This window comes from Psychrobium sp. MM17-31 (assembly GCF_022347785.1).
GTDB lineage: Bacteria > Pseudomonadota > Gammaproteobacteria > Enterobacterales > Psychrobiaceae > Psychrobium.
In genome coordinates this window covers 466,730-479,499 of the sequence record NZ_JAKRGA010000002.1, presented here as the reverse complement: position 1 = coordinate 479,499, position 12,770 = coordinate 466,730, and the positions used below count along the sequence as shown (strand labels likewise).

Sequence of the window (12,770 nt, the reverse complement as noted above, 5' to 3'; positions counted from 1 at the left end):
TTTTTGTTTTTATTATGGTTTATAACTACCAATTTATCTGTCTCGATGCTAGCAGGGATTTTAGCGAATGTCTCACCTTTGAACCGCTGATTTGTAGACTTTTTGTTAAAGAGTGTGAAAATAAATGAACACTGCCTAAAAATCATACTGACACTAGGTGAGGGGCTGCGTAAACTAGCCGTAATAACTAAAACTGGAATTGTTTAATGCGTTCAATGAAGCAAGTGGATGTGCCTGATACAGTAAACTGGGCAGTTTTTAAAAGTATCGCGCCTTATTTAACTGAATATAAATGGCGGGTGGCTATCGCTGTTGGCTGTTTGATTATGGCGAAGGTGGCTACGGTTTATTTACCCTTTGTTCTCAAATATATCGTTGATGATCTCGACAGTGCCAAGCAGCTACTGGCTGCACCCATCGCTCTAGTTGTTGCTTATGGCGCCTTGCGATTGAGTTCGGTGTTATTTGGGGAGTTGCGCGATACCTTGTTTGGGCGAGTGACTGAACGAGCGATGCGCCGCATTGGTCTTGAAGTCTTTAATCATCTACACAAGCTCGACTTAAATTATCACCTCAATCGCCAAACAGGTGGCGTAGCCCGTGATATGGAGCGCGGGATCACTGGCATTAGTTTCGTGATGCGTTTTATGGTGTTTAACATCGTTCCCATCTTTATAGAGCTGTGCTTTGTTATTGGCGTATTGCTATTTAATTATGGTTATAGCTTTGCACTGATTATCGGCTTGGCGGTGGTGACTTATGTGAGCTATTCGGTAAAAGCAACTCATTGGCGTACCAAGTTTATTCGCGAGGCTAATGCGGCGGATTCGACTTCCAATACTCGTGCCATCGACAGTTTAATTAACTATGAAACGGTAAAATATTTTGGCAACGAGCGCTATGAAGCCAATGCTTATGACGAGCAACTTGCGGTATGGGAACAAGCGCGCCGAAAAAATCGATTATCACTGTTTGCACTAAATGGCGGCCAAGCATTTATTATCGCTATTGCTATGACATCGATGATGGGATTAGCGGCTTATCGGGTTAGTGAAGGAACCATGACCATCGGTGATTTTGTACTAATCAACGCCTTTACCATGCAAATTTTTATGCCGCTGAATTTCTTGGGCTTTGTGTATCGCGAAATTAAAGGATCGTTAGCAAACATTGAGCAGATGTTTTCACTGCTCGATAAAAAGCCAGCTATTGTCGATGCAAAAGATGCGGGTGAATTAATCGTTGAAAAGGGCAGAGTGCAATTTAACGATATTTATTTTTCCTATGACGAAAAACGCCCCATCATCAAGGGGATTAACTTTGCCATTGAGCGCGGTCAAAAGGTTGCTGTCGTTGGTGCAAGTGGCAGCGGAAAATCTACCTTGGTCAAACTGCTATATCGCTTTTACGATGTTAACGACGGCGCAATTACGCTTGACGGTCAAGATATAAAAGACGTTACCCAAGAATCTTTGCGAGCAGCCATCGGCATAGTGCCGCAAGATACCGTACTGTTTAACACCACGCTCGAAGAAAATATTCGTTACGGCAGACCAGATGCAAGTGATGATGACGTTGCACAAGCCATTAAGCTGGCGCATTTAGAGCAGTTTATTGAAAGCCTACCCGACAAAGCGCAAACCACGGTTGGTGAGCGTGGCCTTAAGCTTTCTGGCGGCGAAAAGCAGCGAGTTGCCATTGCCCGTACCATTTTAAAGAACCCTCATGTGCTGGTATTTGACGAAGCAACATCATCACTTGATAGTTACAGTGAGCAGCAAATCATGGCGGCAATTAATGAGGTCACCGCCAATAATACCAGCTTGGTAATCGCTCATCGCCTATCCACCATTGTCGATGCCGACAATATCATCGTCATGAAAGACGGCGTCATTGCCGAGCAAGGTCCCCATCAGCAGTTATTGGCGAAAAACGGTGAGTATGCAGCGTTGTGGGAGTTGCAGCAATCTGAAGGTTAAGGTGATTTTTGGGGTATTTTTCTTTTTAGCCACCAAATCAATAACCCAATGAATGAGACTATTGGCAAAGAGAGGATAAGTAACCACTGATAGACGGTTAGTACTCGCCTAAACCAAGCAGCGGTGTACTTGAGCCTGATTATCGCTATAAAACTGAATATTAACCCTGGGAGCAAAATAGCTATCGACAGGATTTGGGAAACGATATGACTGGCAAGGAAGCCAGAAAGTAACTTGGGATCTGCGACGCCGTTTATTGACGCTGACTGAAAAAAAGCGGTAAGTCCGGCCGCACTCGTTAAGGTACTAATGAACTCAGACAATGTAGGTAATAAAAGAAGAGTTGCCAATAAAGCAATTGTATTAGGTAATTTCATGGTAACTTGACCTCATTGAAGCCCATTTGCATTCGTAAGTAGTTGAAAAATAACATCGAGGATACACTAAAATGAACATTAAACTCCTAATATTAGCTGCTGTAGTTGTTTTATTCGGGACATCGTTATCGGTTAATGCTGAAACAAAGTGCACTGTGCCAGAGTATCGTCAATTTGATTTTTGGCTCGGTAAATGGCAAGTCACCAATTCGAAAAATACTAATGTGAGTCAGAGTAACATCACTTCAATTAATGACGGTTGCGGTATTTTAGAAGAATACACCACGGCAACGGGTTATCAGGGAAAAAGCCTTAATATCTATGATGCGACGACGCAACAATGGCATCAGACGTGGATTGATAATAGTGGCACGCTTTTGCAACTCGATGGTAAGTTTGAGCAAGGAAAAATGACACTCAGCGGCTTAACTTATAATGCTGATGGCAAAGAAGTCCTCAATAAAATTATCTGGACACCAAATACCGATGGCACAGTGCGCCAGCAGTGGATGGTGTCTAATGATAAGGGAAAAACTTGGCAACAGGTTTTTGATGGGATGTACCGTAAAGCACCTACCAAATAAAACTTAGCTGAAATTATCGCTTTTGTTAATGTTGATGACCATGGGCTTTTTCAAAGCTTGCTGATTCAGATACTTCAGTCATGCGGCCTTCTTTGCTGACGTTGAAGTATAAGGTTTGGTTGTTGGCTTTGTTGGTGGCTTTTACGATGAAGTTTTCTTTGCCTTCTTCCACTAAGATAAACTGCTCTTTGGTGACTTGATTCCATGACTTATCTAATTTTCCTACCGACATTTCATAAGATTTAAAGGTTAGCATCTTGGCTGAGGTTTGGGCTAAGGCGACAGCTTTATCGCCTTCAATAGCGCCGTGACCACCGCCGTGGGCCATTGCGCCGCTTGATGTTACAACAGTGGCTAGTAGTAAGAATGCTTTGATTAATTTCATGATGTTTTCCTATTTATTAATAAATTATTATTTAAGGCCTTCGATGACGTAGTCGCCACTGAAGATAAGTTGTACTTGAATGTCTTGGTCGCTGGTGTTTTTCCAGTACCAGCCGTGAGAGCCTGAAAATGGGGCGGTAAAGCTGCCTTTCATGCTGTCGCTGGTGGCAATGGTGTAAGACTCGAAATAGCCAGTCGTATCACCTTGCGGCTCGCCGTGTAAGTCGACATAAAGCGCGCCGTTGTCGGTCATCCACTCGTAGGCCACTTTTTGATATTGTTGCATCGCAAGTTTGTACTCTACGCCGCGTCCCGCTGGTACGGTAACGATAACGCTTTCTTGCTCACCGCTGCTCGCTTTGCCCGCCTTACTTGTTAAACCTGCACTATCTGAGGCTTCTTCGTTAAATACAGTTAGGCCAAGCTTTTGACCAACGCCCGTCGGATCTATGTTGTATTCTGCCGGTAAGATAAATAGCACTAGCGTAATAATCGCGACAACGCTGGCGAGTAAGCTCGCTTTTACGAGTGAAATTGTTGATTGATGTTGTTCCATTGTGACTTCTCTATAAATTGAATTAGTTGATGAAATAGCCAGTTAGCTGCATGCCAACCAGCATAATGCCGCCGCTCATGAGTGCGGTATTGGTCCAGTCTGAAAAACGCATAAAGCTTGGGTGGCGACGCCAAATATTGATGGCGAGTAAGATAAAGATCAGCGCCAGTACTTGTCCAAGTTCTACCCCAACGTTAAAGGCGATAAGGTTGGGTACTAGACCATCGCTTGGCAGCCCAAACTCTTGGATTTTGGTGGCAAGGCCAAAGCCGTGAAAGAGGCCGAAAATAAGCACGGCTTTTTTCGGATCAGGCTGCACTCCAAAGATGCGTTTAAAGCCGCCAAGGTTGTCAAATCCCTTGTAGATAACTGAGAAACCGATAATGGCATCGATAAGATACGCATTGACTTGAATATCTGCCAATACACCGCTCATCAGGGTAATACAGTGGCCAACGGTAAACATGGTAACGTAAATTAATACCTCTTTAGCGCGGCGGATAAAGAACAATACGCCCACTAAAAATAGCAGGTGATCATAGCCTGTCACCATGTGCTTAGCGCCAATATAGATAAATGGCAGAATGTGCACGCCACTGTTGTTTTCTAAAAAGTTACGGGTCTTATCATCAACGCCATGGGCAAGGACATCGAATGATGTCAGTGCCATTAGCAGCGTCGAAATAAGCAGTAACAGGAGTATTTTTGCTTTATTCACTAAATTGTTTCCTGTGTTGAGTCGGTTGAATCGGTTGAACTAAAAGTGTCTTTGTGTAGCAGACGATAAAGTGCTGGTAGTACAAAAAGTGTCAATAGCGTCGATGAAATAACGCCGCCAATCACTACGGTGGCTAGTGGGCGTTGTACTTCTGAGCCTATGCCAGTGTTAAGCGCCATAGGGATAAAGCCCAATGAGGCCACTAGTGCTGTGGTGAGTACTGGGCGTAAACGTGTCACAGCACCTGTGATAATCGCCGCTTCAAGACTGACTTTTACGCGTAAATCGCGAATAAAGGACACCATGACCAAGCCATTTAAGATGGCGATGCCTGATAATGCGATAAATCCGATAGCAGCTGATATTGAGAATGGAATATCTCGCAACACTAGGGCAAAGATACCGCCAGTTAGCGCCAGAGGTACGCCGCTAAAGATAATCATCGAGTCTTTAAATGAGCCCATTGCTAGTAATAGTAAGCCGATAATTAAGATCAGGGTAACAGGGACTACAATACTCAAACGCTCTGAAGCTGATTGCAGTTTTTGGTAGGTGCCACCGTATTCAATCCAATAACCTGCGGGTAATTCCACTTGCGCGTTAATGGCTTGCTGCACGTCTTTGACGAAACTGCCAAGGTCGCGGCCGCGTACGTTGGCGGTCACCACCACACGGCGTTTACCGTTTTCGCGATTGATTTGATTAGCGCCGTTAACCATCTCAATAGTTGCCAGCTGGCTTAACGGTACAGTCTGGTTATCCGTTAAGGTGATAGGGAAATTAAGCAGTTGATCGACATTGTTGCGATCGTTCTCACCAAGGCGCACCACGATATCAAAGCGCTTGTCACCTTCGTAAAACTTACCAACATTGATGCCACCCATGGCAACGGCTAGCTGCTCTTGCAACGCTTGCTTGCTAAGGCCATAAAAGGCGAGTTGCTGGTCGTTAGCGACAATAGTGAGCATCGGCAAACCTTTGGTTTGCTCTAGTGATACATCACGAATACCTTCTACCTTAGCGATGGCTTTTTCGATGGCTTTACCAGTAGCGGCTAGCGTCTCGAAATCATCGCCGAATACTTTAACGGCCAACTCTGAGCGCACGCCAGCAAGCAGCTCGTTAAAGCGCATTTGAATAGGCTGTAGAAATTCATACCTGTTGCCAGGTATTGGTGTAACTATGGCTTCGAGTTCACTCACTACCTCTGTCTTTAACTTGTCAGGATTTGGCCATAGCTCGCGTGGTTTTAAGATGACGAAGGTATCGGCAACGCTTGGCGGCATAGGATCTGTGGCGACATCTGGCGTACCAATTTTGGTAAATACGCGTTCGACTTCGGGCATCTGAGCAATACGGGCTTCAAGCTCACGTTGTAGCTCAATAGATTGGCTAAGGGAGGTGCCGGGAATACGCAGGGCGTGCATCGCGATATCGCCCTCATCAAGGTTAGGCACAAACTCGCTGCCAAGCTTACTGGCTACAAATCCTGCGCTGCTTACTAAGCCTACGGCAATAATAATCACTAACCAACGGGCTTTGATGACGATGTTAAGTAGTGGACGATAGAGCTTCTCGGCGCTGCTCATCACTATATTGTGCTTTTCAACCACCGGTTTTTTGAATAATAGGGCAATAGCGGCTGGCACAAAGGTAACGGATAAGATCATCGCGCTAACCAGTGCAATGACTACGGTAATCGCCATTGGGTGGAACATCTTGCCTTCAACGCCAGATAAGGCAAAGATTGGCAGATAAACAGCGGTGATAATAAAGACGCCAAATAGCGCGGGACGAATCACTTCTCGCGTTGCATCAAACACCAAGGCCAAGCGCTCTTTTAGTGGCAGTACAGCGTTGTGAGATGCCTGAGATAGACGGCGCATGCAGTTCTCAACAATGATAATGGCGCCATCTACTAAGAGGCCGAAATCTAGCGCGCCCAAGCTCATTAAGTTGGCACTGGTTTTGGTTTGCACCATGCCTGTTACTGTCATTAGCATGGCAAATGGGATCACTGCTGCGGTAAGTAGCGCGGCGCGAAAATTTCCCAACACGATGAATAAGATAACGATGACTAAGATAGCGCCTTCGGTGAGGTTCATCTTCACCGTGTCTAGGGTTTTATTGACCAAGGTTGTGCGATCGTAAACCGCATTGGCGACTACACCGTCAGGCAGATTTTGGTTGATGATAGCAAGGCGCTCACCCACGTCTTTGGCAACTTGTTGGCTATTTTCGCCAATCAACATAAATACTGTGCTTAACACCACTTCGCGGCCATTTTGAGTAGCGGCACCAGAGCGTAATTCTTTGCCTTCGCCAACGGTAGCTACATCGCCGATGGTAATGATCTGTGTACCACGTCCTGAAACTGGCACGTTGTTAAGAGCCTGAATATCTTCGATTTGTCCCGGCAGGCGAATCAGCCATTGAGCGCCGTTACGCTCGATAAATCCCGCGCCGCGATTTTGATTGTGGCTGCCAATGGCGCTAATCACATCTTGCTGAGACAAGCCATATTCCATCAGTTTCTCTGGCTTGATGGCAACGAGAATTTCACGCTCAAAGCCGCCAATCGGATTAACCTCTACCACACCTTCAACTTGCATTAGCTGAGGGCGAATAATCCAGTCGTGAACAGTGCGCAGCTGTGTTGCCGTAATGGCACTACCGTCACTATTGGTGGCGCCGTCGATGGCATCGACGGTAAACATAAATATTTCGCCAAGCCCTGTTGCGATAGGACCAAGCTCTGGCTCTGCATTCGCTGGCAGTTCAGACTTTGCCGCGCTTAGGCGCTCGTTAACGAGCTGGCGGGCAAAGTAAATATCGGTATCGTCTTTAAAAATCGCAATAACTTGCGATAAGCCGTATCGGGATACCGAGCGGGTGTATTCAAGATTGGGCACACCTGCTAGCGCCGTTTCTAGTGGATAGGTGATACGCTGCTCGACTTCAAGCGGCGTGTAACCTGCTACTTCGGTGTTAATCACCACCTGTACATTGGTGATGTCAGGCACTGCGTCTATTGGCAGCTTAGTAAAGTTGTAAATACCGAGTGCTGCAACGGCGAGCACCAGTATCATGATGAGTTTGCTACGCTGGATCGCAAACTTGAGAATAGCTTCTAACATGCGATGTCCTTAGTGATCGTGTGATGCGCCAGATTTTTCGATATCGGCTTTAATGATGTAACTGTTTTTAGAGACGTAGCTATCACCGGAATTGATACCACTGAGAATTTCAACCCAACCATCGGACTCGCGACCAAGCTCTAGCATACGCACTTCGTATTGCTCGCCGATTTTGGTGTACACCACGGTGAAATCGCGAAAGGCTTGCAGCGCGTCTTTGTTAACAGCCATGACTGCGTTAAAGGTACCGAGTGAAATACTGGCTTTAGCAAACTGACCTAGGCTGAATTTACCGTCGCTGTTATCGACATAAGCACGGTAAATTTTTGCCTGATTATCTGTCAGCTGCGGCAGCGCATCGAAAAAGTTGGTATTAACTGTGGTATCGCCAATGGTTAGCGCAACGGGAGCGCTAGGGACGACTTTTTTCATCTCGCCATAGACCGCAACTTCGGCAATTAGCTGGCGAGTGTCGGCAATAGTTAATAGTGTTTTATCACCAGTTTGTTCACCGACTCCTGTCATCTGAGCGCTAATATATCCCGCCATCGGTGCCTTGATGTCGTAATTACTCAGGTTGTTATTACTCTCAACCGTCAGTAATTTTTGTCCCTTGGTTACCCATTGCCCTTGAGTGATGTGAAGCTTTTTCACTTCGCCAGCAAAACGCGCACTTATATTGCGTATAGCATTAGGAGCTAGTACTAACTTGCCATAAGCTTGATGGCGCTGATGCAGTGCCTTGGGACCTATTATGCTGGTTTGAATATCCATGCTTTTGGCAAGATCATCGGCAATGGTGACGCGACCTTCGAAGTTATCGTAGTGCCAGTGATAGTCCTTACCTTGGTAAGTAGCTGTTAGAGTCACGGCGAATGAATGCGGTTCGTAAATTTCCATATCACCGCGTAAGTAATCGTTTTCACGGAAAAAACTAATATCATCCACCACATCGCCTAAACGAGTAAGTTTAACGTTGATGTCGATATCAGACGGTGATATTGCGGTCTCATTATTGGTAGCGTAGATGCGAAATTCTGGCGGCACACCTGTCTCAAAGATAGCTAGTTCAATGGCTAAGTCGCCATCACGAAGCATACGGCCGTTGTTGGGGCCTTTCTCTACTTCGTCAGTCAAGGCTGGCTGATGAGCGTGACTGCCGCCAGCAAAGACGGATTGACTGCTTGTGATACCAACGAGGGCGATGTGGCCGAGCAGTAGGGCGCTAATAATTGGATTCTTTTTCATAATGGTTTCTTTATAAATAATCTTCTTAAAATTTGTTTTATTCGCTGGCGGAAAGCGATACACCAGCGAGGCGTTCTAACTCGATATTGAGTAAGGCAATATTGGTGTATGCCTCGATAAGCTCGCCTTGTGTGGTGATAAGCTCCTGCTGGACATCGTTCCATTCGCTATAACGCAAACTACCGATTTGATAAGCTTTCTTCGCTTGATTACTAGCTTGCTCTAACGTTGGGATAGTCTCATTAGATAACGTTTCTATGACATGGCTGTTGTGTCTGATCTTGTGGCTAATTAGCAGTAACTCTTTGCTCACCTGCCTATACCAAGCATCGGCTTGCGCTTCGTTTTGTAGCTGCTGGGCATTGAGCGTTCGAATCCTGCCTTGATTACGGTTTTTTCCACCAAAAGGAATGCTAATGCCTGCCGTGAATCCCGTGTCATCGATAGCTTCGTTGCGCTTAATACCCACATCGAATTTCCAACTTGGTTGCGCCGTCGTTTTAGCTAACGCCATCTGCGATTGCATGATTTGGCGCTGCGCTGCAAAGTGTAAAAACTGTGGGCTGTTTTTTAGTTGCTTAATTAATCCATCGAGTTGCTTACTCGTTGGAATAACTTGCAGATTTCCTGCGACATTAAATTCGGTATTGCCTTGCCACTGCGCTGCCAGCTGTGCCTTGGTAGCCTCGATTTCATGAGTAAGATCTTCTACCACCAATGCTTTTATCGATAAATTAGCCTTAGCGCGCAACTCATCAATTGCGGTGAGTTGTCCAACGGCTACGCGGCGACTAATTTGGGTGAGCATATCGCTCGCTGTGCGTTGGGCTAGTTTGGCGAGAGATAGCTGTTCTTGCTGTGATAGCAGGGTGATGAAATGAGTCGCGGTATCGGCGGCGACATCAAGCGCGGTCAGTTGGCGCTCAAACTGACTAAGCTGCGCTTGGCTCTTAGCCACAACAATACGCGAATCAATCACGTCATTTTCTAATAGCCATGAAATACTTAGATTAGTTTGCATGCCCGATAAACCGCGGTATTCACCGCTGCCTAACACATCTTCCACACGCGCATTAATGGAGTAGGGAGTAGTTGTGGCGGCCTGCTGCAACCGGCCATCGGCAACTTGCTTGGCATATTGATAGCTGCGCAGTTGTGGGTGCTGCGCCAGGGTTTTACTAATTGCTTGATTGAGGCTTAAGTCTGCATCAGCGGTAATGTCTTGGCTCCACGCTGGCGCGCTAAGGAGTGAAAGGGCCGTTAATGATAATAGCGGCCACTGTTTAAACCTATTGCCAATCGGTTTTTTGTGTAAATGAAATCTACAGCAACGGCTAGTTGATGACCTTGTGCAAGATAACAGTTTGTTTAATAACATGGTGTCCTCGTTTACTAGCATAAAACCTATTGTTAATCGGTTTTATGCTTAATAAAAAACGCACGGATACGTTGTGCGTTTAGTGATTAAAAATGGTTTCTATAAAATGGTGCAAGGCATCGATAGAGCCTAAACACAGCAATAATGTTGCGCCGATAAATAGAGTGGTAATGACTTTATTTGCCGGTTTGAGTGTTAATTGTCCCAGTAAGAAATACACCCGTTGCTCTAATACTTGAGCGCCAAAGCTGGCCACTAAATCGTTATCGCAAATGGGGACTTGTTGCGCGTTTAAACGAGCTATTTTCACTAGCGTACTGGCAACCATTGTAGAATCTTGCTGATGATTAATGACTGCGTTGTCGGCATCTTGCTCCATGGCGAGCGTCATGTGTAGCTTTAAACGTTTACCAATCGCCGGAATAAAAAAGGCGCACAGTAGGCTAAATAACCACTTTTTAAAGGGATCGTTATTCTTTGCATGAGCCTGCTCATGGCCAATAATAATCGCCTGCTCTTGCGCCGTGGTATTAGCCATTAGATTATCTGTTACAAAACAGCGCTTATTGATAAATCCACTGGTAAAGGCACTGGCATAAGGCGCTTCGAGACGATAGAGATTGTCTTCAATCGGCTGAGAAAACTGCGTCAGTAATGCCAATTGGCGGTGGTGCTTAAGCAGTTGCCACAGCTTACTTATTAGCACATAGCTAATTAATGAAAGAGCAATAACCAATGTTACGCCGTGCCAGCTTAGCCAATTAAAGCTCGCCATGTGATGCCAGTGAGCAAACTGGAATGGTTGCTCAAAGGGATTGCTAGCGTAGTATTTATAGAGAAAGCAACCCGTAACACACAGGCTGGCAAACCAAGGGAGGCCGGCCAGCAACCACAGCATGGTGCGGCGTGATTTGACTTCAGTTGTGAGAAAACGCTGCGCCAATAAGCTAACCACTGCTGACACAGCACTGTTAGCCAGCGCGAAGGTTAACACGGCGATGGTAAGCATATTGAGAATGACTGACGGGTTGTCTTGCAACATTAGCCTTCCTGCTTGAGCTTCTGACGTTGGGCGTCAATAAGCTGTTCTAGCTTATCTAATTGCTCGACGTTAAAGTCTTTGGAAAGTGATGAGAATGCCGCGACTAGACTCGAATCATCTTCCGCCATAAAGTCACTCGTCACCGATTTAATTAGCTGACCAATTAGCTCATGACGTTCGACTTTAGCACGGTACTGAAATGCATGCCCGACCTTCTCGCGCGCCAGTAAATCTTTCTTATACAGACGATCTAAGGTGCTTTGATAGGTATTAAGACTACCACCGCGAATGCGTTCGAAGTGGGTAAAAACTTGTTTCACATCCCGTGAATCATGGTTCCATAAATAGTGAAGTACGAGTTTTTCTAATTCACCGAGTTTCATGGTTGTGACCTAATGTAATTAAAAACCGATTGTTGATGGGTTTATTGTAGAGATTAAAAACCTATCGTCAATAGGTTTTTTATGCTTTAGTGAAAACAAAGGAATTAATTGCGATGGAAATAAAAACGCCGCAGTAATTCGCGGCGTTTGTTATTTTGCTTATTAAGTTACTTTTGAAGCTATTTTTTAAGCTCGCCAATCATGGCTTTGAGTTCGCGAATTTCGTCTTGTAACTCGGTCATCGATGGCTCTTTGGCACTGCGGGCAAGCGCGTGTTCTTCTTCCATCACATTAACCACGATACCTATTACCATGTTGAGGAAAGCAAAAGCGGTAAAGAAGATAAACGATAGATAGAACACCCAAGACATTGGATAAACTTCCATGGTTTCGTATTGGATATCTGTCCAATCTTCAAAGGTCATGATTCTAAACAGGGTTAGCATCGAGATCGCGATGTCGCCCCACAGCTTTGGATTAATTTGCGCAAATACGAAACTACCGATAGCAGCATAGATGTAGAAGATGATAAACATCAATAAGATAACATAACCTAGTTGTGGAAGTGCTTTGATTAGCGAGTTGATTAGAACACGTAATTCAGGCACAACCGACACCATTCGCAGCACCCTGAATACGCGCACTAGACGGGCGAGGAGGGCCATTTCGGAATCGTTAATTGGAATCAGGCTGATCACCACAACTAGGGTATCGAAGACATTCCAACCTTTTTTAAAGAAGTTCTTTTTATCTTCATCTGCGATAAAACGAATAGTGAGTTCAAACAGGAAGAAAACGGTAATAAAAATATCGAGAATATCGGTGATAGAGATGGCACTGTCTGGTAACTCGAAGGTTTTGGCGCCGATTTCAAGCGCGGAAATAATGATGACGGTAACAACAGATAATTCAAAAATTTTGTTGTTTTTCAGTCGATTTAAATTGAATTTTAACGATTCATACATAGGGAATTGATATTCACTG

11 protein-coding genes are annotated in these 12,770 nt (G+C 45.2%); 2 read left to right on the top strand and 9 right to left on the bottom strand.

Annotated features, from left to right (window positions below; genetic code table 11):
• Window positions 1–206: 206 nt before the first annotated feature.
• Together MHM98_RS06710 and MHM98_RS06705 are read left to right on the top strand one after the other, a co-directional pair.
• On the top strand, window positions 207–1,979 hold the full coding sequence (locus tag MHM98_RS06710; RefSeq protein ID WP_239438488.1) for an ABC transporter ATP-binding protein/permease: 1,773 nt from the start codon (window positions 207–209) through the stop codon (window positions 1,977–1,979).
• Window positions 1,980–2,427: 448 nt separating this feature from the next.
• Window positions 2,428–2,940, top strand: a complete 513-nt coding sequence (locus tag MHM98_RS06705; protein WP_239438487.1) for a hypothetical protein — start codon at window positions 2,428–2,430, stop codon at window positions 2,938–2,940.
• A 25-nt stretch (window positions 2,941–2,965) separates the two neighbouring features.
• Here MHM98_RS06705 and MHM98_RS06700 read toward each other — a convergent pair whose 3' ends face one another.
• The 9 genes from MHM98_RS06700 to MHM98_RS06660 all read right to left on the bottom strand — a co-directional run bounded on the left by MHM98_RS06700 (window position 2,966) and on the right by MHM98_RS06660 (window position 12,751).
• Entirely contained in the window at window positions 2,966–3,325 is a 360-nt protein-coding gene (locus MHM98_RS06700) for a DUF6488 family protein (protein ID WP_239438486.1), read from the bottom strand.
• Between the two features lie 27 nt (window positions 3,326–3,352).
• Window positions 3,353–3,880 carry a hypothetical protein gene (locus MHM98_RS06695; protein ID WP_239438485.1) on the bottom strand — a complete coding sequence of 176 codons (528 nt, stop codon included), beginning with the start codon at window positions 3,878–3,880 and terminating at the stop codon, window positions 3,353–3,355.
• A gap of 22 nt (window positions 3,881–3,902) precedes the next feature.
• Window positions 3,903–4,550, bottom strand: a complete 648-nt coding sequence (locus tag MHM98_RS06690) for a HupE/UreJ family protein (RefSeq protein WP_239438908.1) — start codon at window positions 4,548–4,550, stop codon at window positions 3,903–3,905.
• 47 nt (window positions 4,551–4,597) lie between these two features.
• Complete coding sequence (locus MHM98_RS06685) at window positions 4,598–7,735, bottom strand: CusA/CzcA family heavy metal efflux RND transporter (protein WP_239438484.1); 3,138 nt, start codon at window positions 7,733–7,735, stop codon at window positions 4,598–4,600.
• A gap of 9 nt (window positions 7,736–7,744) precedes the next feature.
• On the bottom strand, window positions 7,745–8,983 hold the full coding sequence (locus MHM98_RS06680; RefSeq protein ID WP_239438483.1) for a biotin/lipoyl-binding protein: 1,239 nt from the start codon (window positions 8,981–8,983) through the stop codon (window positions 7,745–7,747).
• Window positions 8,984–9,020: 37 nt separating this feature from the next.
• Complete coding sequence (locus MHM98_RS06675) at window positions 9,021–10,361, bottom strand: TolC family protein (protein ID WP_239438482.1); 1,341 nt, start codon at window positions 10,359–10,361, stop codon at window positions 9,021–9,023.
• A 79-nt stretch (window positions 10,362–10,440) separates the two neighbouring features.
• Window positions 10,441–11,403: a M56 family metallopeptidase gene (locus tag MHM98_RS06670; RefSeq protein ID WP_239438481.1), complete on the bottom strand. Its 963-nt coding sequence runs from the start codon at window positions 11,401–11,403 to the stop codon at window positions 10,441–10,443.
• Complete coding sequence (locus tag MHM98_RS06665; protein ID WP_239438480.1) at window positions 11,403–11,786, bottom strand: BlaI/MecI/CopY family transcriptional regulator; 384 nt, start codon at window positions 11,784–11,786, stop codon at window positions 11,403–11,405. The genes MHM98_RS06670 and MHM98_RS06665 overlap by 1 nt, the downstream gene beginning before the upstream one ends.
• A gap of 179 nt (window positions 11,787–11,965) precedes the next feature.
• Complete coding sequence (locus MHM98_RS06660; RefSeq protein WP_239438479.1) at window positions 11,966–12,751, bottom strand: ion transporter; 786 nt, start codon at window positions 12,749–12,751, stop codon at window positions 11,966–11,968.
• Window positions 12,752–12,770: the final 19 nt, after the last annotated feature.

What these genes read in the sequence shown, in the direction of transcription:
- MHM98_RS06695 (WP_239438485.1), bottom strand. Translation starts at nt 3,880, where the DNA reads ATGGAACAACATCAATCAACAATTTCACTCGTAAAAGCGAGCTTACTC.
- MHM98_RS06665 (WP_239438480.1), bottom strand. Translation starts at nt 11,786, where the DNA reads ATGAAACTCGGTGAATTAGAAAAACTCGTACTTCACTATTTATGGAAC.
- MHM98_RS06705 (WP_239438487.1), top strand. Translation starts at nt 2,428, where the DNA reads ATGAACATTAAACTCCTAATATTAGCTGCTGTAGTTGTTTTATTCGGG.
- MHM98_RS06660 (WP_239438479.1), bottom strand. Translation starts at nt 12,751, where the DNA reads ATGTATGAATCGTTAAAATTCAATTTAAATCGACTGAAAAACAACAAA.
- MHM98_RS06670 (WP_239438481.1), bottom strand. Translation starts at nt 11,403, where the DNA reads ATGTTGCAAGACAACCCGTCAGTCATTCTCAATATGCTTACCATCGCC.
- MHM98_RS06680 (WP_239438483.1), bottom strand. Translation starts at nt 8,983, where the DNA reads ATGAAAAAGAATCCAATTATTAGCGCCCTACTGCTCGGCCACATCGCC.
- MHM98_RS06675 (WP_239438482.1), bottom strand. Translation starts at nt 10,361, where the DNA reads ATGTTATTAAACAAACTGTTATCTTGCACAAGGTCATCAACTAGCCGT.
- MHM98_RS06710 (WP_239438488.1), top strand. Translation starts at nt 207, where the DNA reads ATGCGTTCAATGAAGCAAGTGGATGTGCCTGATACAGTAAACTGGGCA.
- MHM98_RS06685 (WP_239438484.1), bottom strand. Translation starts at nt 7,735, where the DNA reads ATGTTAGAAGCTATTCTCAAGTTTGCGATCCAGCGTAGCAAACTCATC.
- MHM98_RS06700 (WP_239438486.1), bottom strand. Translation starts at nt 3,325, where the DNA reads ATGAAATTAATCAAAGCATTCTTACTACTAGCCACTGTTGTAACATCA.
- MHM98_RS06690 (WP_239438908.1), bottom strand. Translation starts at nt 4,550, where the DNA reads ATGGCACTGACATCATTCGATGTCCTTGCCCATGGCGTTGATGATAAG.